Raw genomic sequence first — 21,719 nt, 5'->3', positions numbered from 1 at the left:
TCGGTCAGGGCCCGCTGGTCAGGGCAGCGAGCTCACCAACTGCTCGACCGGCACCCTCGGCCCGGTGAAGAACGGGGTCTCCTCGCGCACGTGCATGCGGGCCTCGGTCGCGCGCAGGTCGCGCATGAGATCGACGATCCGGTGCAGCTCAGGCGCCTCGAACGCCAGCAGCCACTCGTAGTCGCCGAGCGCGAACGACGACACGGTGTTCGCACGCACGTCCTTGTAGGCCCGCGCGGCCATCCCGTGATCGGCGAGCATCTTCCGACGCTCGTCGTCGGGCAGCAGGTACCACTCGTACGACCGCACGAACGGGTACACACAGATGTACGCGCCGGCCTCCTCGCCGGTGATGAAGGCGGGCAGGTGGCTCTTGTTGAACTCAGCCGGACGATGCAGCGCGACGTTGCTCCACACCGCGTTGCTGGCCCGACCGAGCGCGGTGGTGCGCCGGAAATCGGCGTAGGCCCGCTGCAGGTCCTCGATGTTCTCCGCGTGCCACCAGATCATGAAGTCGGCGTCGGCGCGCATCCCGGCGATGTCGTAGAGACCGCGCACCACCACCCCGGTCGTCTCGAGCTTCTCCACGAACGTACGGGTCTCGGCGATCACGTCGGCCCGGTCGTCGGGCAGCTCCCCCGGACGCACGGCGAAGACCGAGAACATCAGGTAGCGGACCGTGGAGTTGAGTTCGGCGTAATCGAGTCGCGTCATGACCCCATCGTGCCACCGCCGTGTGGGCCCCGGTCGGCGAGATGGGTCACCACCTGCGCGGCCGCGACACCCGCGCGCGATATGCACGCCGGCACGCCCACACCGTCGTAGGTGGAGCCGCAGAACACCAGGCCCGGCGGTACGTCGGCGAGCGCGGAGGCCACCAGTTCCCGATGGCCCGGCGCGTACCGCGGCAACCCCACCGGCCACCGCTGCACCGTCGAGTCGACCAGGTCGGCGGCGGTGAGCGGTCTCGATCCACCGGCCAGGTCGACGATCGTGGCCAGATCCGCGACCGCCGCGCTCACGAGGTCGTCGTCGGTGAGGTGATCGACCGGATCGCCGTAGCGTCCGAACGAGGCGCGTACCAGCCCCGGCCCGCCGTCGGAGGCGAGGTGGGCCCACTTCTGCGACGACAAGGTGATCGCCTTCGCCGTGGTGGCCTCACCGGTGGCCATCAGCACGCCCGAATGCTCGGGCAGCGCCACGTCGGGGGTGATCGCGAGCATCACCAGCGCCGTACTGGCCGTGGCGACCGTCGCGACACCACGCGCCGCCTGCGGGGCCGCGTGCGCGACGACCGTGGCCGCCGCCGGCGCGGGCAGTGCGATCACGATGGCGTCGTGGGAGCTCTGCGGTCCGGAGTCGAGGGTCACCGTCCACCGGGCACCGTCGGCGTCCACCGACGACACGGGCGAGCCGAGATGCATCGTCGCGCCACCGGCCTGCACCAGGCGATCGACGAGCAACCGGTAACCGCCGTCGAGCGCACCGAACACCGGAGCCGTCGAAGGCGGCGGCAGCAGTCCGTTCACCGCCGTGGTCAGATCCGGTGCGCCGGAGTCGAGCCGGGCGGCCAACGCCGGTAGCGACGCCCGGACACCGATGTCGTCGGAGCGGCACGAATAGACCCCCGACAGCATCGGGTCCACGCTGCGGTCGACGACCGAGCGCCCGAAGCGATCGGCGACGAGCTCCCCGACCGAGCGATCGGAGCCGGTCGTCCAGTCCATCGGGCGACCGACGTCGCCGCGCATCCGTTCGACATCGACCGCATCGACGAGGTCGACGACCTGATCGGCGTCGGCCGGGATCCCCATCAGGGTGGGTCGCGGCAGGTCACGCAACCGCCCGCCGGCCAGGATCGCGGGACGACGGGACGTGGGACTGACCACCCTTTCGGCGAGACCGAGTTCCTCGACGAGGCCGACGGCCTCGGGGCGGCGCACGATGAACGACTCGGCGCCCGCATCGAGCAGCTGCCCGTCGAGTCGGCGCGAGGCGAGGAGACCGCCGGGGGTGTCGGATGCGTCGAACACGTCGATCACCGCCTCCGCACCCAGAGCCTGCCGCAGCCGGTAGGCGGCCACCAGCCCGGAAACACCGGCACCGACGACCGCGACACGCACGGTTGCGCCGGTGCCCGCGATGGTGGTCGTCGGGGAGGTCACAACGTGTGGACGAGCTCGACGATCCGCGTGAGCACATCCGGGTCGGTCGACGGCAGCACGCCGTGACCGAGATTGACGATGTGGCCGGCCGCACCGGCCGCGACAGCGGCGTCACCCTCGGCGACGACGCGGCGAACGTGGCCCTCCACCACCTCCCATGGCGCGAAGAGCACCGCGGGATCGATGTTGCCCTGCACTGCTCTCCCGGATCCGATACGTCGCGCGGCGACGTCGAGAGGGATCCGCCAGTCGACGCCCACGACATCGGCGCCCACCTCGCCCATGGCGTGGAGCAGCTCCCCGGTGCCCACGCCGAAGTGGATGCGCGGACGGCCGAAATCGGCGACCTCGGCCAGGACCCGACGGCTGTGGGGGGCGACGAACCGCTCGTAGTCGGCCAGCGAGAGCATCCCCGCCCACGAGTCGAACAACTGCACCGCGTGCACGCCCGCCTCGAGTTGGACGCGAAGGAAGGTGATGGTGATGTCGGCCAGCGCGCCGACGAGTTCGTTCCACACCTCCGGCTCGCCGTGCATCAGGGCCTTGGTGCGCTCGTAGTTACGGCTGGGCCCGCCCTCGACGAGGTACGACGCGAGGGTGAACGGGGCGCCCGCGAACCCGATGAGGGAGGTGTGCTCGGGCAGCTCACCCAGGATGTTGCCCACGGCATGGGCGACCGACCCCACCGACTTCGGGTCGAGGCGCGGCAGAGCGCGCACCGCGGCGCGGTCGCGGACCGGGTGGGCGATCACCGGCCCGGTGCCGGCCACGATGTCGAGATCGACACCGGCCGCGCGCAGCGGCACCACGATGTCGGAGAAGAGGATCGCGGCGTCCACATCGTGGCGACGGACAGGCTGCATGGTGATCTCGGTGACCAGATCGGCGTCGAAGCAGGACTCGAGCATCCCGCGCCCCACCCGCAGCTCGCGGTATTCCGGCAGCGAGCGGCCTGCCTGACGCATGAACCAGACCGGCCGGCGCGACGGTCGGTCGCCGGTGGCGGCGGCGATCAACGGCATCCGTCGGACGTGGTCGGGGATCGAGGGAGTCATCACCGAATTCATGCTGCCATGTGCGACCCACTCCGCAGACGGCGCGCCTCCGGCTGTGACGACGGCGCGCCTCCGGCTGTGACGACGGCGCGCCTCCGGCACGGGAGAGTCCGTTCGGCCTACCGTCTCCGGTGTGACCTCACCCGGGGCTTGCGCGGAGCCTGTCGATTTCCGCAGCGCGGTCGACTCGATGCATGCGGCACGGATCCGTCCCGACATCGAGGTCGGCAGCATCCGTCCGCCCCAGCGCCTCGCGCCCTACAGCCACGCCATCGGCGCCGAGGTCACCCAACCCGAACCCGACGGTGAGATCCCGACCGACTCCGACGGCAGCGCCTTCGGACGACTGATCCTGCTCTACGACCCCGACGGCCAGGACGCCTGGAACGGGACGATGCGTCTCGTCGCGTTCGTCCAGGCCGAGGTCGAGGCAGCACTGGCCACCGATCCCCTGCTCCCCGAGGTCGCGTGGAGCTGGCTGGCCGACGCCCTGGCGGTCACCGAGATCACCGCCCTCGGCGGCACCGTCACCTCCACGACATCGGTCCGCTACGGCGACATCTCGGGCCCGCCCCGGGCACACCAACTCGAGCTGCGTGCGTCCTGGACCGCCACCGGGACCGACCTCTCCGCCCACGTCGAGGCCTTCTGCGAGGTGCTGTCGTCGGCGGCGGGTCTGCCGCCGACCGGTGTCACCAACCTCGGTGTCGGCGGCGCGGCCACCTGAGTGGTCGCCCCATGACCGATCCCACAGCGTCTGATCCCACAGCGCCCGATCCCGGTTCCGTGCCGGCCTCGGACGCCCCCGAGGCGGCCGCGGAACCGGAGATCACCCCGCTGACCCAGCCCGCCGAGGGCGTGCCGCCCGTACTGCGCACCCCGGCCGAGTTCGACGAGGCGGCGGCACGTCTCGCCGCGGGCGAGGGACCGGTCGCCCTCGACACCGAGCGCGCGTCGGGCTTCCGCTACTCCGGTCGGGCGTATCTCGTGCAGATCCGCCGACGCGGTTCGGGCTCCTTCCTCATCGACCCCATCGACCACCCCGACGCGTTGGGCGGCGTGATCGCCGCCCTCGACGGACCGCAATGGGTCCTGCACGCCGCCGATCAGGACCTGCCCTGCCTGCGCGAACTGGGCTTCGTGTGCGCCGACCTGTTCGACACCGAACTCGGCGGACGTCTCCTGGGCCTGCCCCGGGTCAACCTCGCGGCCATGGTGGCCCACCATCTCGGCCTCGGACTGGTGAAAGGGCACGGCGCCGCCGACTGGTCACGCCGACCGCTCCCCGAGGACTGGCTGAACTACGCCGCCCTCGACGTCGAGGTGCTGGTGGAGCTACGCGACGCCGTCGCCGCCGACCTCGTCGCGGCCGGCAAGGACGAGTGGGCGGCCGAGGAGTTCGAACACGTCCGCACGAAACCCGAACCGCCGCCGAGGGTCGACCGGTGGCGCCGGACGTCGTCGCTGCACACGGTGAAATCGACCCGGGCACTGGCGATCGTCCGCGAACTGTGGTCCTCCCGTGAGGAACTCGCGATCGAACGGGACATCGCGCCGGGCCGGGTACTGCCCGATTCGGCGATCGTCTCCGCCGCGCAGGCCTCCCCCGCGACCGCCGAGGATCTCACCCGACTCCCCGTGTTCGGCGGCCACCGTCAGCGCCGCCTCGCGCGCCGCTGGTTCGGTGCCATCGACCGGGCCCGCCGACTCGCCGACGCCGATCTCCCCCCGCGCAACGCCGGCGGTGCCGGGCTGCCCGCGGTCAACCGGTGGGCCAACCGCAATCCCGAGGCCGCACAACGCCTGTCGGCCACCCGTACCGCCCTGGCCGAGCTCTCCGAGCGTGTGGGCACCCCGGTGGAGAACCTGCTGCAGCCCGACCTGATGCGTCAGATCTGTTGGGACGGCGTCGGTGAACCGGTGACTCTCGACGCGATCACCGAACGCCTCACCCGCGGTGGTGCACGGCGATGGCAACGTGAGCTGTGCACGCCGCTGATGTTCACGGCGTTCACGGCGCCACCGGAACCGGACGCACCCGCGGACGCCGAACCGGCGAGCTGAGACCTACGTCTCGCGACTAGTTCTCGGCGGTGACGTCGGAGTCGACGGAGACGTTCTTCCCGGCGGTGACGTCATCGCCCATCGGCGTCATCGACTGCATCGTCGACACCGTGGCGGTGATGGTGCGCGCGAGATCCTGCGCGGTGAGCCCGAGGTCGCCGAGGATCTCGTTGCGGCTGCTGTGGGCCAGGAACTCCTGCGTGATGCCGCGCTGCTGCACCGGCACGTCCACACCGGCTCGGCGCAGTCGATCGCTGATCGCCGATCCGACGCCGCCGTGCACCCCGTTGTCCTCGAGGGTCACCACGAGACGGTGGTGTCGCGCGAGGTCGACGATCGAGTCGTTGACCGGCAACACCCACCGGGGGTCGACCACGGTGACGTCGATGCCCTGCTGTGCGAGACGGCCCGCGGTGTCGACGGCCAACGCGCAGAACGCGCCGACCCCGACGACGAGGACGTCGGCCGGACCCGTGCTCGACGAGCGGTAGAGGACGTCGGTGCCGTCGGCGAGTCGCTCGATCGACCGGATGTCCTCGGGCACAGCACCCTTGGAGTAACGCAGCGCCGTCGGGCCGTCGGCGGTGTCGAGTGCCTCGCCGAGCTCCTCGCGGAGACGGACGGCGTCGCGAGGCGCCGCGACGCGCAGGCCGGGCACCAGCGCCATGAGCGACAGATCCCACATGCCGTGGTGGCTCGGGCCGTCGGGCCCGGTCACACCGGAGCGGTCGAGGACGAGGGTGACGGGCTGCTTCAGCAGCGCGACGTCCATCAGCAACTGATCGAACGCGCGGTTGAGGAACGTGGAGTAGATCGCGACCACAGGGTGCATGCCACCGAGCGCGAGCCCCGCCGCCGAGGTCAGTGCGTGCTGCTCTGCGATGCCGACGTCGAAGAGCCGGTCGGGGAACTTCGCCCCGAACGGGGCGAGGCCGGTGGGCCCGGCCATGGCCGCGGTGATGGCCACGACATCGTCGCGCCGGGAACCGGCTTCGACCAGCGCCGCGGAGAACACCGAGGTCCAGTCCTGCGGGGGCACGCTCGTCGCACGACCGGTGAGCGGGTCGATGATGCCGATGCCGTGCATCTGGTCGGCCTCGTCGTTCTCGGCGTAGGCGTAGCCCATCCCCTTGCGGGTGACGGTGTGCACAATCACCGGGCCGCCGAACGACTTCGCGCGCGCCAGGGCACTCTCGAGCGCCGACTGGTCGTGCCCGTCGACCGGGCCGACGTATTTGATGCCGAGATCGGTGAACATCGCCTGCGGCGCGAGGAAATCCTTGATGCCGCTCTTCATGCCGTGCAGCGCGGCGTAGGCCACCGACCCGACGACCGGCACGCCGGTCAGCATGCGGCGACCCTCGTCGAGGAACTTCTCGTATCCGGGCTGCAACCGCAGGCCCGCGAGGTGGTCGGCGAGACCGCCGATGGTCGGGGCGTACGAGCGACCGTTGTCGTTGACGATCACGACCAGGGGGCGGTCGCCGGCGGCGATGTTGTTCAACGCCTCCCAACACATGCCGCCGGTCAGCGCACCGTCACCGACGACCGCGACCACGTGGCGGCGGTGGCCGGTCAGCTCGAACGCCTTGGACAGACCGTCGGCGTAGGACAGCGCGGCCGACGCGTGCGATGACTCGACCCAGTCGTGCTCGCTCTCGGCACGCTCCTGGTAGCCGGTGAGACCACCGCGTTGACGCAGGGTGTCGAAGGCGTCGCGTCGGCCGGTGACGATCTTGTGGACGTAGGACTGATGTCCGGTGTCGAAGATGACGGCGTCCGACGGCGAGTCGAAGACACGGTGGATCGCGAGGGTGAGTTCGACGACGCCGAGGTTGGGGCCGAGGTGCCCGCCGGTGGCCGACACCTTGTCGATCAGGAAGGTACGGATCTCCGCGGCGAGCTCCTCGAGCTCCGCTGCGGTGAGGCCCGCGAGATCTCGCGGCGAATCGATCCTCTCGAGCACACCCATCGACGCTCCTTCCAGCATGGTGACGTCGAGTCTACGGAAGGGGCTCGTCCGATCGGCCACTGCCGAGTGTGGGGTCGGGCACCAGGGCCGCGATGGCCTCGACGTGGTGGGTCAACGGGAAGGCGTCGAGCCCGACGAGTTCGACGGGTCGGTAGCCGAGTTCGCGGTAGGTTCCCAGATCACGGGCGAAGGTGGCGGCGTCGCAGCCGACGTGGACGACCAACGCCGGGGCCGCGGCGCAGATGCCCTCGACGACCGATCGGCCGGCGCCGCTGCGCGGTGGGTCGGCGACGACGACGTCGGGGGCGGGGAGGTTGGCCAGGGCGGCGTCGACGGGTCCGCGGTACACCGCCACACGGTCGTCGTCGGCGTAGGTGGCGCGCGCCGCGGCCGTCGCCGCGGCGTCGGCCTCGACCACCACCACCGAGGTCAGCGTGTCGATGGCGTCGCACAGTGCGCCGGCGAACACCCCGACACCGCCGTAGAGATCCCACGCCGACGTCGCTGTCGGGGCGTGGCGCGCGGCCATCTCCGCCACGAGCTCGCCGTAGCGGGTCGGGGCGGAACGGTGTGCCTGCCAGAAGCCGGTCACCGGCAGGAGCCACGTGCGGCCGCCGACGCGGTGCACGGCGGTGTCGGATCCCGCCACCACGGTCTCCCGCGTCACCGAACGGCCGGCCCGTGCCCGTTGCGCCCGTCCTCGACGGTCGTCGCGACCCCGTCCGGACCGACCCCGCGCGGGTGTCGCGGGGCTCATGACGAGTTCGGTCAGGTGCATCACACCGTCGTCCCCGGCCACGGCCACCACCTCGGCGCCCGGCGTCCAGGAGTGGGCGTCGAGTCCGTCGAGGAGCCCGACGATCGGCTGCGCGCATCGTGCACCGGTCACCACGGCATCCGACGCCGGGGCGTGCACACCGACGACACCGGCGGCGTCGACGGGCATACGGACGCGGGTGCGCCAGTGCGTCGGGGCACCGAGGGACGCGACCCCGACCGCGTCGACACCGGCCGCGCGCAGGGCATCCGCAGACCACCCGCCGAGCCGTTCGAGCTGTTCGCGCAGGACCGTCGCCTTGATGTCGCGCGCATGGTCGTCGGTGGCGAACGAGAGGTCGCAGCACCCGGCGCCGGCCGCGGCCGCGGCGCACACCGGATCGATCCGGTGTGCGGACGGTTCGACGACCTCGACGACGACGGCGTGACAGTAGGAGCGGTGGCGGTCCTCGGTCACCTCGACGAGGACGCGTTCACCGGGCAGGGCACCGCGCACGAACACCGCGCGACCTTCGTCGCGACCGACCATCGCACCCCCGTGTGCCGGACGCAGGTCGGTGAGTTCGCGCCGCGACCCTGTCCAGCCTCCGGACTCGGCAGGCCGCGCGCTCACGGGGTGTCGCTGCCGGAGCCGCGGGCACCGGGCGGGGTGCTGCGGGTTTCCGCGCCGAGCGGTTCGGGGGCACCCACCATGCCGCGACGCAGGTCGCCGGGTGCGTTGTAGATGCGGTCCTTGTTCTTGCGGCGGTCCGACGAACTGAGCTGCCACGGAACCGATGTCACCATCACGCCGGGCTCGAACAGGAGTCGTCCCTTGAGGCGCAGCGCCGACTGGTTGTGCAGGATCTGCTCCCACCAGTGACCGACGACGTACTCGGGGATGAACACGGTGATGACGTCGCGCGGCGATTCCCGGCGGAGCCGACGGACGTAATCGATGACGGGACGGGTGATCTCACGATAGGGCGACGCGATCACCTTCAGCGGGACGGTGATGTCGCTGCTCTCCCACTCGGCCACGAGCCGCCGGGTGTCGCGGTCGTCGACGTTGACGGTGATGGCCTCGAGCGCGTCGGGGCGGGTGGCACGGGCGAAGGCCAGGGCTCGCTTGGTGGGCAGGTGGAGTTTCGACACCAGCACCACCGAGTGGGTGCGGCTGGGCAGGATCGTCTCGTACTCGCTGTTGTCGAGCTCGGTCTGGACCGACGCGTAGTGCCGGTGGATGAGCTGCATCAACCCGAAGATCGCCACCATCGCCACGATCGCGATCCAGGCGCCGGCGAGGAACTTGGTGATGAGGACGATGACGAGGACGGTGCCGGTCATCGCCAGGCCGATCGAGTTGATGATGCGTGACCGTTGCATCCGTCCGCGCGCACCGGGGTCGGTCTCGGTGCGTAGGTGGCGGGTCCAGTGCCGCACCATGCCGATCTGACTCAGGGTGAACGACACGAACACGCCCACGATGTAGAGCTGGATGAGGGCGGTCACCTGGGCTCCGAACGCGACGACGAAGGCGATCGCGGCGATGGCGAGGAACAGGATGCCGTTGCTGAAGGCGAGGCGGTCACCGCGGGTGTGGAGCTGGCGCGGCAGGTACCGGTCCTGCGCGAGCACCGAACCCAGCACCGGGAATCCGTTGAACGCGGTGTTGGCGGCGAGCACGAGGATGAGCGCGGTCACGATCGTGACGAAGTAGAAGCCGGGCGTGAAGTTCGCGAACACGGCGTGGGCGAGCTGGGCCACCAGAGACTTCTGCTGGTATCCCGCCGGGGCGCCGGTGAGATCGGCGGCCGGGTTCTCCACGTACTTCGCGCCGATCTTCTGCGCGAGCAGGATGATCCCGAGCAGCAGCACGACCGCGATCGCGCCGAGGAGGAACAGTGTCGTCGCGGCGTTGCGCGACTTCGGCTTCTGGAACGCGGGCACGCCGTTGCTGATGGCCTCGACACCGGTCAGCGCCGCGCAGCCCGAGGAGAACGCGCGGGCGATGAGGAACACGAAGGCGATGCCGACGAGGTGGTTGTTCTCGGCCTTCACGCCGAAGTCGGCGGTCTCGGAGCTGATGTCGTCACCGAGGACGAAGATCTGCACGAAACCCCAGATGAGCATGACGACCATGCCGGCGATGAACGCGTAGGTCGGGATGGCGAAGGCGGTGCCGCTCTCCCGGATGCCACGCAGGTTCACGCTCGTGAGCAACACGATGGCCACCACGCAGAACAACACCCGGTGCTGTTCGACGAACGGGATGGCCGAACCGATGTTCTCCGCCGCCGAGGAGATCGAGACCGCGACGGTGAGGATGTAGTCGACGAGCAGGGCGCTGCCGACGGTGAGCCCGGCCTTGGGCCCGAGGTTGACCGTCGCCACCTCGTAGTCGCCGCCGCCGGAGGGGTAGGCGTGCACGTTCTGCCGGTAGCTCGCGACCACCACGGCCATCACCACCGCGACGGCGACACCGATCCACGGGGTGTAGGTGTAGGCCGACAGTCCGGCGACCGAGAGCACCAGGAAGATCTCCTGGGGCGCATAGGCGACCGACGACATCGCGTCGGAGGCGAAGACCGGCAGTGCGATCCGCTTGGGCAGCAGCGTGGAGCCGAGGGTGTCGCTCCGGAACGGACGTCCGAGGACGAGCCGTTTCGCTGCTACGGACAGCTTGGACACGGTGGACACTGGGCAACCATAGGACGTGGTGGTCACCGCGGCGACGTGGGGCGGTAGCGTTTCCGATCGCGGGTCCGGTTGTACCGAGGAGGACGCTGGTGCGGGTAGTGATCATGGGGTGCGGCCGGGTCGGTTCGTCCCTGGCTCTGGCCCTGGAGGGCAAGGGGCACGAGGTGGCGGTCGTCGACCGTGACTCCTCGGCGTTCCGTCGTCTGGGCAGTGCTTTCGGCGGGACCACCGTCAAGGGTGTGGGCTTCGACCGGGACGTGTTGCGGACCGCGGGCATCGCCGACGCCGACGCGTTCGCCGCGGTGTCCTCCGGCGACAACTCGAACATCATCGCCGCGCGTGTCGCGCGCGAGACCTTCGGTGTGGAGAAGGTCGTCGCCCGGATCTACGACGCCAAACGCGCCGCGGTGTACGAACGTCTGGGCATCCCCACCGTCGCGACGGTGCCGTGGACCACCCAGCGGTTCGTCGCCGCACTCGGCGAGGGCAGCCCGTCGACGGCCTGGCGGGATCCCTCCGGCTCGGTGCTGGTGACGCTGATCCCGTTCCACGAGAGCTGGATCGGCCAGACCGCCGCGGTGTTCCAGGAGGAGACCGGGGCGCGGATCGCGTTCATCAACCGATTGGGCAACGCGCTGTTGCCCGAACCTCGCACGGTGCTGCAGCAGGACGACAACGTGTTCGTCTCGGTGCTGCGCGACAACCGCGACAAGGCCTTCGAGGTCGCCGCGGGCGAACGGGACGCAGGATGACCGGGGCCGTGATCGTCGACGGTCCCCACGACGAAGGTGGTCAACGGTGAAGGTCGCCATCGCCGGGGCGGGTGCGGTGGGTCGGTCGATCGCCCGCGAACTGCTCCACAACAAGCACGAGGTGATGTTGCTCGAGCGACGCGTCGACAACATCGACGAGGCCTCGGTCCCCGGGGCCACGTGGATCAACGGTGACGCCTGCGAGCTCGACAACCTCGAACAGGCGCAGCTGCACACCTACGACGTGATGGTGGCCGCCACCGGCGACGACAAGGCCAACCTCGTGGTGAGCCTGTTGGCCAAGACCGAGTTCGCCGTGGACCGTGTGGTGGCCCGCGTCAACGACCCGCGCAACGAGTGGCTCTTCGACGAGGGCTGGGGTGTCGACGTGGCGGTGTCCACGCCGCGCATCCTCGCCTCGTTGGTCGAGGAGGCCGTCTCGGTCGGAGATCTGGTGCGGCTCATGACCTTCCGGCAGGGTCAGGCGAACCTGGTGGAGATCACGCTGCCGCAGGACACCTCGTTCGCGGGCAAGCCGGTGCGCAAGCTGGTGCTGCCGCGGGACGCGGCGCTGGTGGCGATCCTGCGCGGTGGGCGGGTGATCGTGCCCCAGGCCGACGACCCGGTCGAGGGCGGCGACGAACTGGTGTTCATCGCACCGGCCGAGGTGGAAGAGGCTCTGCGCGAGGCGATCCTCAGTCTCTAGCCGCGGACGCCCCGCCGGTCTCGTGTGCCCCGTCGGGGTCGATCGTCACGTCGGGTCCGGTCGCCTCCTCGCGCTCGGCCCAGCGGACCAGCAGGACCGTCGCCAGGCCGGCGGCGATGGTGAGCGGCCATCCCATCCCGATGCGCGCGACCGCCAGCAGGCCGGTCTGGTCGGAGTCGTAGAGGAACGACTGGACGAGGTAGCGGACCCCGAACAGCACCGCCCACACCGCGGTCGCGAGGTCGTAGGCGAGCAGGGTCTTCCGGTGCTTGCGCCACGCGGTCCCGTTGCCGTTCACCACGTTCCAGATGACGCCGACCAACGGCCAGCGGACCAGGATCGACAGCAGGAACGCGCCCGCGTAGACGAGCGTCGTCCAGATGCCGACGAGGAAGAACCCCTTGGCGTCGCCGGTGCGGTGGGCGATGAACACGCAGATGGCCACACCGAACAGACCCGAGACGGCGGGCTGGATCGGGTCGCGGCGGATGAGCCGGTAGGCGAAGATCGCCACCGACACCGCGACGGCGGCGATGATGCCGGGGGTGAGACCGCCGATGGCGTTGGCCGTGACGAACACCACGATCGGGACGGTCGAGAAGATCAGGCCGGGTATGCCGCCCATCTGCTCGAGCAGGGTGGGCGCCGCGGCCGCGGCTGTCGTGACGGTATCCGGGGTGTCGGGTGCGTGTTCAGGGTCGGACAGGCCACGCGAGGGGTCAGTCGTCACCGAGGAGCTCGTAGTACGGGTTGTAGATCACCTTGGCGCCGTCCTTCTCGCCGAGACGTCCGCGCACGGTGATCTTGCGTCCCGGTTCGATACCGGGGATGCGGTTGCGGCCGATCCACTTCAGCACGACGACGTCCGTGCCGTCGAAGAACTCCGCGACCACCCCGGTCTTCGTCGCCTTCGAACAGGTCTGCACCGACCGCAGCTCACCGAGCATGCTGACCTCCTCGCCGCGCGAACAGTCGCACGCGCGCTGGGCACCGGTGGCCTGCGACTGCTCCGAGATCTTCTCGGCGTCAGCCTGCTCGAGATCCTCGGTGAGACGCCTGGTGAGGCGCTTGAGGTATCCGGCTCCTGCGGTCATCGCACCCTTTCACGGTCGCTGATCGGGGCCTTGATGACGGCCCCTGGATCGCCAGGGTAGACCTCGCCCGATCACCACACCACCCACGGGGCAGGATCATGGGATGGCCACCGTCGCACCGTCCGGGACCGCTGCTCTCGCAGACGTATCGGTGCTGGTGGCGCTACCGGGGACGGGTTCCGACGCCGACTACGCGAGGCGCGCCTTCACCCCGCTCGCCGATGCCCTGGGCCTGCCGCTGGCCGCCGTCGATCCCGGCCCCGACGGGGTCGAGACCGCCTATCTCCGCGCGCTCGAGGTCGCTGCCGCCGGCGACGGTTCGGTCCTCGTCGCCGGGATCTCCATCGGTGCCTGCGTCGGCGTCGGGTGGGCGCTCGAGTCCGACGCGTGCGCCGGTGTCGTCGCCGCGATGCCGCCCTGGCTGTTCGACGGGGAGTCCGCGCCGTCGCCGGCGGCGCTGAGTGCTCTGGCGACGGTCGATCTCATCGACCGTCTCGGGATCGACGGCGCCACCGCGGAGATGCGGGTGAACACCCCCGCGTGGCTGGGCGAGGAGCTGGCGCGGTCGTGGAGGTCGATCGGGGCACCGCTGCGCTCACAGCTCGGTGAGGCGGCGGCGATGCGCACACCGACGGCCGGGATGCTGTCGGCACTCGGGGTGCCGCTGGCGGTGGTGGGAGTACGCGACGACCCCATCCATCCCCACCACAACGCGGAGCGCTGGGCGCACCTCGCGCCGCGCTCGTCGTTGCGGTCGATCGCCTTCGACGCCTGGGGCGACGACCCGGGCACGATCGGACGAGCGGCGGCGTCGGCCTGGGCCGAACTGGCCTGAGCCGCCGTTCACTTCGTGCCGTGGGGGGTCTACTTCTTGCCCTGTCGTCGGCGCAGGCGCTGCAGCGCCGACCCCGACGACCGACGTGACCGATCCGCCTCGGCCTCCGACGGTTCCTGTGTCGCGGCGTCGGTGACCTCGATGTCGGGGTGCACGTCGGTCCCGACGGGATCGTCCTCACCGATGACGTGCGCACGAGCGCTCTGGGCGATCGCACCCTCGGGCGCGACCTCGGTGTCGGCACCGGCACCCGTCACGGTGGACGTCGGCTCGGCCGGTGGGGTGCCGGTCTGCTCGGCGAGTTCCTCGGGGGCCGCGGCGAACTGATCCATCACACCGTCGGCCTGCATCTGTTGCTGCGCGGCGAACACCTGCTCGGCGAGCACGGGCGGCAGCGAGACGGGCAGCGGATCACGAGGCGGATGTGGATCGGAGCCGCGTCGCACCACCGACTCACTGAGCACCGCGCGCGCGACGGGCGCGAGGTCGTCGGCCGATTCCGGCGGACCGCTCGCGACGCAGCGGACCATCCAGCGGGGACCCTCGGCGCCGATGAACCGGTGCACACCACCGGGCACGACGGCCACGACCTCGCGGCCCCAGTGTCCGTCCTCTGTGGACGCCTCGGCGCCGTCGGTGCGCAGGGTGTCGACCAACTCCCCCACCACCTCTCGCCACAGGCCGGGTGACCGCGGGGCGGCGAACGCCGCAACGCTGATGCGACCGTGCGGGGTCACGAGGTGGACCGCCTGGGGTTGATGGTCGGCGGTCATCTCGACGGTGACCTGCCCGCCCTCCACGACCGGTACGAGCACCGATCCCAGGTCGAGATGCGAGTTGGACAGGTCGACGTCGTCGGCCAGATCTTCGATGTCGTAGGGGCCCCGCCCCGAACCGATCTCCTCCGTCATGATCGTCATCCTTCCCGACGCGGATCGACGAGCGACGCGTGACCACCACTCGAGCCGTGGCCGCCGGTCCCACGACTGGTCTCGTCGAGCGTGTCGACCTCCACGAACTCGGGGAGCTCGACCCGCTGCACCAGCAGCTGCGCGATGCGGTCGCCCCGGTGGATGGTGATCGGCTCGGACGGGTCGAGGTTGATCAGACACACCTTGATCTCGCCGCGGTAGCCGGCGTCGACGGTGCCGGGCGCGTTGACGATGGAGAGTCCGACGCGGGTGGCGAGACCCGAGCGCGGATGGATCAGGCCCACCGTGCCGACGGGCAGCGCCACGGCGATGCCGGTCGGGACGAGCTCACGCGCACCGGGGGCCAGCACCGTGTCCACCGTGCTGCACAGATCGACCCCGGCATCGGAGTCGTGAGCGCGGAGCGGAGGGGGGACCGAGGGGTCGAGTCGTCGGAATGCAACCGTCTCGACCTGCGCATCGACTGCCACAGGCGAAGACTACGCTGGCCTGGTGGCATCGTTTTCATCGACCGACGAGCGCGGCTTGTCCCCTGTCGCCGACCGTTTCACCGAGCGTCTGCGGGTCCCGTGGTGGTGGTGGCCCGCGGCCGCGGTCGTGGTCGGCGTGTTCGGGTACGAGATCCAGCTCGCGGCCCGGCAGGCGTCGTGGAGCGCCGTCGCCTATGTCGTTGTCGCGGTGCTCGCGGTGTGGATGCTGTGGTCGATGGGCCGTGTCACCGTCCGTGTGACCGCCGACGGCGAATTGTGGGCCCACAAGGCGCATCTGCCCGTGTCGCTGATCGCCCGCGGCGCCACCATCCCGGCGACGGCGAAGAGCGCGGCGCTCGGCCGGCAGCTCGACCCGGCGGCGTTCATGATGCATCGGGCGTGGGTCAAGACGATGGTGCTCCTCGTCCTCGACGACCCCGATGACCCGACGCCCTACTGGCTGGTCAGCACCCGACATCCCGCCGAGTTGCTCGCGGCGATCGGCCTGTCCGACGCCTCGGCACGCGACCAGGACTGACGACCGACCTCACACACGACGAGCGCCGACCCGCCTCTCGGCGGATCGGCGCTCGCTGTCTCTCGTCGCCGTGGGACGGCGACACCGTTCACTCCCCAGTCGGGAAGACCTTCTCGATCAGGCGCAGTCCACGCAGATCAACGAGTTGCCGTTCTCACGGGCCAGTCGACTGCGGTGGTACACGAGAAAGCAACTCGTGCAGGTGAACTCGTCTGCCTGCTTGGGAACGACCCGGACGGAGAGCTCTTCTCCGGACAGATCCGCACCGGGCAGTTCGAAGGACTCGGCCGTGTCACCCTCGTCGACGTCGACCGACGCTGCCTGCGCCTCGCTCCGTCGCGCTTTGAGCTCCTCGAGCGAGTCCTCGCTGAGGTCTTCGGTTTCGGTTCGACGTGGGGCGTCGTAATCAGTAGCCATGTTTCCGCCTTCACTCAATACCTTTGGCCGGCGCGACTGCGTTCCGCTTGTTTCGCGAGATCGTCGGGCGCCGTGTGTGGACGACCCGTTTGCTTCGAGTCGTCCCGTCCCTCACGGGTGTGCCATGTAGTAACGACACATCCGTCGGTTTTGTTGCCCTCGCCGGAGTGATGTGCAGTGAGCTTGACCACAGGGGCCGAGTTTCTGAACCACAAGCCCAGTTACGCTAAGGCGGGCGAAGCGTAGCTCACCCACCGGATGGGGTCAACTGCGTATGTCGCACCGGCGCGGCACCGCGCTCGCCGCCTATGGTGAGGGTCGCCGCCGGGACCATCACCGAACCCCGGCCACCTGCGAAGGGAAGTCAGTCGAGCGTGGTTTCGCAGATCACCATCGGATACCCCACCGACGACCACGGTCGTCCTTTCCGACGCCGCCGCTTCATCCCGTTCGTCATCGCCGTCGTCGTGCTGTTGGTGCTGGCCCTCGCCGTGTGGATCAGCGCTCTGTCCGACGGCGGCTCGGCGTCGGCGACGACGAGCTGCAATCAGCCGCCGGTCCCGTCCTCGGCCACCCCCTCCGGCGCACCGTCGGCCGCGCCGACGACGACCGTCGCCAACAGCGATCTGCTCGACGTGGCGCCGGGAGCGCTGTCGACCTTCCAGGTGCGTGTCCTCAACGCCTCGGCCGAGCGCGGTCAGGCACGCAGCGTGCTCGACGACCTGACCTCGCAGGGGTTCACCCCGGCGACCGACACCCCGTACGCCGACGACACCGTCTACCCCGATCAGAACCTCGACTGCGTCGGACAGATCCGTTTCGGCCAGGCCAGCCGTGCCGCCGCCGCGGCGCTCTGGGTGGCCGAGCCCTGCGCCCAACTCGTCGACGACGGCCGGTCGGGTTCGGTGGTCGACCTCGTGCTGGGAACCCAGTTCACCGGCCGTGAACAGTCGCAGGACGCACAGGCCGTGCTCGAGGCACTGCGTCAGGCCGATCCGTCGAACCCGCGCACCGGCGCCGATCCGGCGTTGGTCTCCGCCGTGCACAACGCATCCTGCTGAGACCCTCCCCGCACCCGATCAGCTGATCGGACCCGACGCACCGATCTCGTCGAGCAGCGCCAGGAACTCCGTGGCGATACCCGGTGCGACGGCAATGGTGACCGGCCCCTCGCCGCCCCGCGACTGCGGACCGGGCGTGCGGACCACCGCGCCGGCCTCCTCGGCGATGAGGGCGCCTGCGGCCCAGTCCCACGGGTTGAGTCCGTGCTCGAAGTGCGCGTCGACCGCACCGGATGCCACCATGCACAGATCCAGCGCTGCCGACCCGACCCGACGGATGTCACGGATGCGCGGGAGCAACTCGGCGATCACCCGGCCCTGTGCGCGGCGCCGGTCCGCGCCGTAGCCGAAGCCGGTGGCGACGAGCGCCAGCGACACCGACGACACCGCGTTCGCCCGCAGGGGGTGCGGTCCGGTGCCGTCGTCACGGACCGCTCCACCACCCCGGGTGGCCGAGTAGACGATCGACCGTGCGACGTCGACGACGGCGCCGGCGACCGACACCCCGTCGATCTGCGCGGCGATCGACACCGAGTACGCCGGGATCCCGTAGAGGAAGTTGACCGTCCCGTCGATCGGGTCGACCACCCAGCGCACCCCCGAGGGCACCTCCAGCGACCCGCCGTCCTCCTCGCCGAGGAACGCGTCATCGGGGCGCAGGCGGTGCAGATGGGCACGGATGGCCGCCTCGGCCTCGGTGTCGACGACGGTGACCGGATCGGTGGGTGTGCTCTTCGTCGACACCGCCGAGGAGTGCATCGGCGCCGCCGCGTGCTCGATGAGGTCACCGCGGCGGGTCCGGATCAGTGCGGCAGCGTCGCGGGCGACGTCGACGGCGATGGCGGTCAGTTCAGCGGCAGAGGTCACGCCACCATGTCAGCACACCCGTGCGGGCGGTGCCGCGGTCGCACCCGCCAGGACATCGACACGGGCGAGACGCGGATGGCGTGTGGATCGGTGAGCCCGCAGCGCGAGGTCGCGGTCATGACTAGCCTTGAGCGCGAGTCGGAGTCGGCCACCATCGGTGACCACCGACGGTCACATCCACGAGCCACGCCGGGCGCGAGAGCCGTTCGGACGCCGTCTGCCGAGAGGACCTCGCCATGAGCGACGCGACACCCGCCACCGACCCCGCGGCGCCTCTGGGCGCCGACGTCCCGCGCGACGGGTCGGGAGGTCTGGCCTTCGGCGTCGACGTCGGCGGGTCGGGCATTAAGGGCGGCATCGTCGACCTGTCGACCGGAGAGCTCGTCGGCGAACGATTCAAGGTGCTGACCCCGCAGCCGTCGACCCCCGCCGCGGTCGCCGACGGGATCCACCAGGTGACCGACCACTTCGCCTGGACCGGGCCGGTGGGTGTCACGCTCCCCAGCGTCGTCTCCGGGGGTGTGGTGCGCAGCGCCGCCAACATCGACAAGTCGTGGATCGGGACCGACCCGTACCCGTTGCTCGCCGGTGCACTCGGCGATCGCGACTTCTCCGTCCTCAACGACGCCGACGCGGCGGGGATGGCCGAGGACGCGTTCGGAGCAGGCAAGGACGCCGCGGGCATGGTCATGCTGTTGACGTTCGGCACCGGCATCGGTTCGGCGATCCTGTTCCACGGGAAGCTGGTGCCCAACACCGAACTCGGCCACATGGAGGTCGGCGGGGTCGAGGCCGAGCACCAGGCGTCGTCGAAGGTCAAAGAGGACAAGGACATGTCCTACGAGAAGTGGGCCGGCCACGTGTCGAAGGTGCTCACCGCCTACGAGAACCTCTTCTGGCCCGACCTGTTCGTCGCCGGCGGCGGTATCAGCCGCAAGGCCCACAAGTGGGTACCGCACCTCACCAACCGCACACCGGTGGTCCCGGCGACACTGCTCAACACCGCCGGGATCGTCGGCGCGGCGATGGCCGTCAGTGCCCATCTGCGGCCCTGATCGGCGGTTATGGCGACGCCAAGCGTGGTGTGGCGAACGGCGGGGCCGTCGAATCGTTACAATGGGTCGGTCGGCCATCGAGCCGGCCCATCACGCCCCCGCTCCGCCGAGGTGATCTCTCGGTGTGACGCCACATGATTCCAGTCCCGAAAGGTCGTACGTGGCAGCCACCAAAACTCGCCAGGAAACGGACAGCGACGAGTCCTCGGACGTGACCGCACCGCGAGCAGCAGCGAAGAAGACCACTGCCCGGAAGACGGCCGCCAAGAAGGCACCCGCGAAGAAGGCACCCGCCAAGAAGGCGGCCCGCAAGGCCACCGCCAAGGCCCCGGCCGCCGCCGATCCCGCCACCGATGGCGACGAGAACCCCGAGTCCATCGACGATCTCGACGCCCCCGAGGGTGAGATCGACGAGGAGATCGTCGTCGACGACATCGAGGTCGAGGAACCGTCCACCGACTCCGACGGCGCCACCGCCAAGGTGAAGCCGGCCGCCAAGGCCGACGCCGAGGAAATCGAGGAGCCCACCGAGGAGGACAAGAAGTCCGGCGACTTCGTGTGGGACGAGGACGAGTCCGAGGCGCTGCGTCAGGCCCGTAAGGACGCCGAGCTCACCGCCTCGGCCGACTCGGTCCGCGCCTACCTCAAGCAGATCGGCAAGGTCGCGCTGCTCAACGCCGAGGAGGAGGTCGAGCTCGCCAAGCGCATCGAGGCCGGACTCTTCGCCACCGAGCGCATGCGCCGTATCGCCGACGCCGGCGAGAAGCTCACCGTCGCCCAGCGCCGGGACCTGTCCTGGATCTCCCGCGACGGCAACCGCGCCAAGAATCACCTGCTCGAGGCCAACCTTCGTCTCGTCGTCTCGCTCGCCAAGCGCTACACCGGCCGCGGTATGGCGTTCCTGGACCTGATCCAGGAGGGCAACCTCGGTCTGATCCGCGCGGTCGAGAAGTTCGACTACACCAAGGGCTACAAGTTCTCGACGTACGCCACCTGGTGGATCCGTCAGGCGATCACCCGCGCGATGGCCGATCAGGCCCGCACCATCCGTATCCCGGTGCACATGGTCGAGGTCATCAACAAGCTCGGTCGCATCCAGCGCGAACTCCTGCAGGACCTGGGCCGCGAGCCCACCCCCGAGGAGCTCGCCAAGGAGATGGACATCACGCCGGAGAAGGTGCTGGAGATCCAGCAGTACGCGCGTGAGCCCATCTCGCTCGATCAGACCATCGGCGACGAGGGCGACAGCCAGCTCGGTGACTTCATCGAGGACTCCGAGGCAGTCGTGGCCGTCGACGCCGTGTCGTTCACCCTGCTGCAGGATCAGCTGCAATCGGTGCTCGAGACGCTGTCCGAGCGTGAGGCGGGCGTGGTGCGTCTGCGCTTCGGTCTCACCGACGGTCAGCCGCGCACCCTCGACGAGATCGGCCAGGTCTACGGCGTGACGCGTGAACGCATCCGTCAGATCGAGTCGAAGACGATGTCGAAGCTGCGTCACCCGTCGCGTTCGCAGGTGTTGCGCGACTACCTCGACTAGGCACACCCGTTCCACCGACTCGGCCGCCCCGGAGATCGTTCCGGGGCGGCCGAGTCGTCGGTGTGGTCAGGAACGGGCACGGCTCCCCTGGTCGACCACCGCCCACACCGGTCCGGTGACCAACCAGATCGCGGTGATGATGCCGAGCAGGGGGAAGATCCCGAACAGGTCGTGCGCCTGATCGGAGTCGGCGACGGTGACGGCCAACCCGAGGATGCAGGCCCCTGCGATCGCTGCGGCGAGCAGCCATCGCCCGAACTCGGCGACCTCGCGACGTACCGCCTCCGGCCCGTGCTTCACCCGTGGCGGTGGCGGCGGACCGTCGAAGAACCAGTGCGCGCACCGCACATCGGCCCACCGGATCATGGAATGACCGAACGCGACGGTGACGCCGAGGTAGATGCCGGCGATGCGGTGGATCTGTTCGACCTGCGCACCCGCGTGCAGATCGAGCGCGACGGCGGCCAACAGGACGAGATCGACCACGGGCACGAGCCGGAGCACGATCGTCGACGCCCGCTGCGCGCGCAATCCGTACCGCACCGCGAGTCCTGCGAACACGATGACCCAGAAACCGATCTCGCAGCCGATGATGACGAAGAGCACGGGGGAATCCATGTCCTCCAGCGTCGTCGGACGACATGGATCCTCGCGTCGGCCGCAGGCGCGATCTCGCGGCTCCGGGCTCATCACTTCGGACGATCCGTGCCTCGGGGTACCCGTGATGAGATGGAATCCACAGG

22 protein-coding genes are annotated in these 21,719 nt (G+C 70.0%); 9 read left to right on the top strand and 13 right to left on the bottom strand.

Going from position 1 to position 21,719, the window contains the following annotated elements; genetic code table 11:
• Positions 1-18: 18 nt before the first annotated feature.
• Genes hemQ through hemE form a run of 3 tightly spaced genes read right to left on the bottom strand, consistent with a single transcriptional unit; the run spans position 19 to position 3,220 of the window.
• Positions 19-714, bottom strand: a complete 696-nt coding sequence (hemQ, locus tag OG579_RS01490; RefSeq protein ID WP_055788771.1) for a hydrogen peroxide-dependent heme synthase — start codon at positions 712-714, stop codon at positions 19-21.
• Entirely contained in the window at positions 711-2,165 is a 1,455-nt protein-coding gene (locus tag OG579_RS01485) for an FAD-dependent oxidoreductase (RefSeq protein WP_328857823.1), read from the bottom strand. Before OG579_RS01485 ends, hemQ begins: the two co-directional genes overlap by 4 nt.
• Positions 2,162-3,220, bottom strand: a complete 1,059-nt coding sequence (hemE, locus tag OG579_RS01480; protein WP_408068790.1) for a uroporphyrinogen decarboxylase — start codon at positions 3,218-3,220, stop codon at positions 2,162-2,164. Before hemE ends, OG579_RS01485 begins: the two co-directional genes overlap by 4 nt.
• 133 nt (positions 3,221-3,353) lie before the next feature.
• Here hemE and OG579_RS01475 point away from each other — a divergent pair, with 133 nt between their 5' ends.
• Both OG579_RS01475 and OG579_RS01470 read left to right on the top strand, forming a co-directional pair.
• Positions 3,354-3,947 carry a DUF3000 domain-containing protein gene (locus tag OG579_RS01475; protein ID WP_328857822.1) on the top strand — a complete coding sequence of 198 codons (594 nt, stop codon included), beginning with the start codon at positions 3,354-3,356 and terminating at the stop codon, positions 3,945-3,947.
• A gap of 11 nt (positions 3,948-3,958) precedes the next feature.
• On the top strand, positions 3,959-5,284 hold the full coding sequence (locus OG579_RS01470; protein ID WP_328857821.1) for a ribonuclease D: 1,326 nt from the start codon (positions 3,959-3,961) through the stop codon (positions 5,282-5,284).
• A 16-nt stretch (positions 5,285-5,300) separates the two neighbouring features.
• On the opposite strand, the gene dxs is transcribed toward OG579_RS01470, so the two are convergent.
• The 3 genes from dxs to OG579_RS01455 are packed head-to-tail and all read right to left on the bottom strand — an operon-like array spanning position 5,301 to position 10,712.
• A complete protein-coding gene (dxs, locus tag OG579_RS01465) occupies positions 5,301-7,256 on the bottom strand; it encodes a 1-deoxy-D-xylulose-5-phosphate synthase (RefSeq protein WP_328857820.1) in 1,956 nt (651 codons plus the stop codon).
• Between the two features lie 31 nt (positions 7,257-7,287).
• Positions 7,288-8,646, bottom strand: coding sequence for a class I SAM-dependent RNA methyltransferase (locus OG579_RS01460; RefSeq protein WP_328857819.1), 1,359 nt, complete (start codon positions 8,644-8,646; stop codon positions 7,288-7,290).
• On the bottom strand, positions 8,643-10,712 hold the full coding sequence (locus OG579_RS01455; RefSeq protein WP_328857818.1) for an APC family permease: 2,070 nt from the start codon (positions 10,710-10,712) through the stop codon (positions 8,643-8,645). The genes OG579_RS01460 and OG579_RS01455 overlap by 4 nt, the downstream gene beginning before the upstream one ends.
• A gap of 89 nt (positions 10,713-10,801) precedes the next feature.
• Between OG579_RS01455 and OG579_RS01450 the strand changes: the two genes are divergently transcribed.
• Both OG579_RS01450 and OG579_RS01445 read left to right on the top strand, forming a co-directional pair.
• Positions 10,802-11,464: a potassium channel family protein gene (locus OG579_RS01450; RefSeq protein ID WP_045822560.1), complete on the top strand. Its 663-nt coding sequence runs from the start codon at positions 10,802-10,804 to the stop codon at positions 11,462-11,464.
• Positions 11,465-11,510: 46 nt separating this feature from the next.
• Complete coding sequence (locus OG579_RS01445) at positions 11,511-12,170, top strand: potassium channel family protein (protein ID WP_055788785.1); 660 nt, start codon at positions 11,511-11,513, stop codon at positions 12,168-12,170.
• Here the strand turns inward: OG579_RS01445 and OG579_RS01440 are convergent.
• On the bottom strand, positions 12,160-12,900 hold the full coding sequence (locus OG579_RS01440) for a DUF3159 domain-containing protein (RefSeq protein WP_408068723.1): 741 nt from the start codon (positions 12,898-12,900) through the stop codon (positions 12,160-12,162). The two genes, OG579_RS01445 and OG579_RS01440, sit on opposite strands and share 11 nt — an antisense overlap.
• Positions 12,890-13,264 (bottom strand): OB-fold nucleic acid binding domain-containing protein, encoded by a 375-nt coding sequence (locus OG579_RS01435; protein ID WP_045822558.1) that lies wholly within the window; start codon positions 13,262-13,264, stop codon positions 12,890-12,892. Before OG579_RS01435 ends, OG579_RS01440 begins: the two co-directional genes overlap by 11 nt.
• A 103-nt stretch (positions 13,265-13,367) precedes the next feature.
• Between OG579_RS01435 and OG579_RS01430 the strand changes: the two genes are divergently transcribed.
• Positions 13,368-14,099 (top strand): alpha/beta fold hydrolase, encoded by a 732-nt coding sequence (locus OG579_RS01430; RefSeq protein ID WP_328857817.1) that lies wholly within the window; start codon positions 13,368-13,370, stop codon positions 14,097-14,099.
• Between the two features lie 29 nt (positions 14,100-14,128).
• Here the strand turns inward: OG579_RS01430 and OG579_RS01425 are convergent, their stop codons facing one another.
• Both OG579_RS01425 and dut read right to left on the bottom strand, forming a co-directional pair.
• Positions 14,129-15,010 carry a DUF3710 domain-containing protein gene (locus OG579_RS01425; protein ID WP_328857816.1) on the bottom strand — a complete coding sequence of 294 codons (882 nt, stop codon included), beginning with the start codon at positions 15,008-15,010 and terminating at the stop codon, positions 14,129-14,131.
• A gap of 5 nt (positions 15,011-15,015) precedes the next feature.
• Entirely contained in the window at positions 15,016-15,501 is a 486-nt protein-coding gene (gene dut, locus OG579_RS01420; protein WP_045822556.1) for a dUTP diphosphatase, read from the bottom strand.
• Between the two features lie 22 nt (positions 15,502-15,523).
• On the opposite strand from dut, the gene OG579_RS01415 reads away from it, so the two are divergent.
• Positions 15,524-16,039 (top strand): DUF3093 domain-containing protein, encoded by a 516-nt coding sequence (locus OG579_RS01415; protein WP_045822555.1) that lies wholly within the window; start codon positions 15,524-15,526, stop codon positions 16,037-16,039.
• Between the two features lie 117 nt (positions 16,040-16,156).
• Here the strand turns inward: OG579_RS01415 and OG579_RS01410 are convergent, their stop codons facing one another.
• Positions 16,157-16,456 (bottom strand): DUF4193 domain-containing protein, encoded by a 300-nt coding sequence (locus tag OG579_RS01410; RefSeq protein WP_045822554.1) that lies wholly within the window; start codon positions 16,454-16,456, stop codon positions 16,157-16,159.
• A 374-nt stretch (positions 16,457-16,830) separates the two neighbouring features.
• On the opposite strand from OG579_RS01410, the gene cei reads away from it, so the two are divergent.
• On the top strand, positions 16,831-17,517 hold the full coding sequence (gene cei, locus OG579_RS01405) for an envelope integrity protein Cei (protein WP_328857815.1): 687 nt from the start codon (positions 16,831-16,833) through the stop codon (positions 17,515-17,517).
• 18 nt (positions 17,518-17,535) lie between these two features.
• On the opposite strand, the gene OG579_RS01400 is transcribed toward cei, so the two are convergent.
• A complete protein-coding gene (locus tag OG579_RS01400) occupies positions 17,536-18,384 on the bottom strand; it encodes an inositol monophosphatase family protein (protein WP_045822552.1) in 849 nt (282 codons plus the stop codon).
• 236 nt (positions 18,385-18,620) lie between these two features.
• Between OG579_RS01400 and ppgK the strand changes: the two genes are divergently transcribed.
• Positions 18,621-19,439, top strand: a complete 819-nt coding sequence (gene ppgK / locus OG579_RS01395; RefSeq protein WP_328857814.1) for a polyphosphate--glucose phosphotransferase — start codon at positions 18,621-18,623, stop codon at positions 19,437-19,439.
• A 160-nt stretch (positions 19,440-19,599) separates the two neighbouring features.
• On the top strand, positions 19,600-20,976 hold the full coding sequence (locus OG579_RS01390) for an RNA polymerase sigma factor (RefSeq protein WP_045822550.1): 1,377 nt from the start codon (positions 19,600-19,602) through the stop codon (positions 20,974-20,976).
• A gap of 66 nt (positions 20,977-21,042) precedes the next feature.
• Here the strand turns inward: OG579_RS01390 and OG579_RS01385 are convergent, their stop codons facing one another.
• Positions 21,043-21,594: a hypothetical protein gene (locus tag OG579_RS01385; protein ID WP_328857813.1), complete on the bottom strand. Its 552-nt coding sequence runs from the start codon at positions 21,592-21,594 to the stop codon at positions 21,043-21,045.
• Positions 21,595-21,719: the final 125 nt, after the last annotated feature.

The sequence above is a fragment of the Williamsia herbipolensis genome (assembly GCF_036153515.1).
GTDB lineage: Bacteria > Actinomycetota > Actinomycetes > Mycobacteriales > Mycobacteriaceae > Williamsia_A > Williamsia_A herbipolensis.
This window is presented reverse-complemented; position numbering and strand designations above follow the sequence as displayed.

Coding starts and splice junctions, on each gene's coding strand:
- OG579_RS01385 (WP_328857813.1), bottom strand. CDS start 21,594: ATGGATTCCCCCGTGCTCTTCGTCATCATCGGCTGCGAGATCGGTTTC.
- ppgK (WP_328857814.1), top strand. CDS start 18,621: ATGAGCGACGCGACACCCGCCACCGACCCCGCGGCGCCTCTGGGCGCC.
- dxs (WP_328857820.1), bottom strand. CDS start 7,256: ATGGGTGTGCTCGAGAGGATCGATTCGCCGCGAGATCTCGCGGGCCTC.
- OG579_RS01410 (WP_045822554.1), bottom strand. CDS start 16,456: ATGGCTACTGATTACGACGCCCCACGTCGAACCGAAACCGAAGACCTC.
- OG579_RS01435 (WP_045822558.1), bottom strand. CDS start 13,264: ATGACCGCAGGAGCCGGATACCTCAAGCGCCTCACCAGGCGTCTCACC.
- OG579_RS01430 (WP_328857817.1), top strand. CDS start 13,368: ATGGCCACCGTCGCACCGTCCGGGACCGCTGCTCTCGCAGACGTATCG.
- hemQ (WP_055788771.1), bottom strand. CDS start 714: ATGACGCGACTCGATTACGCCGAACTCAACTCCACGGTCCGCTACCTG.
- OG579_RS01470 (WP_328857821.1), top strand. CDS start 3,959: ATGACCGATCCCACAGCGTCTGATCCCACAGCGCCCGATCCCGGTTCC.
- OG579_RS01425 (WP_328857816.1), bottom strand. CDS start 15,010: ATGACGGAGGAGATCGGTTCGGGGCGGGGCCCCTACGACATCGAAGAT.
- hemE (WP_408068790.1), bottom strand. CDS start 3,220: ATGACTCCCTCGATCCCCGACCACGTCCGACGGATGCCGTTGATCGCC.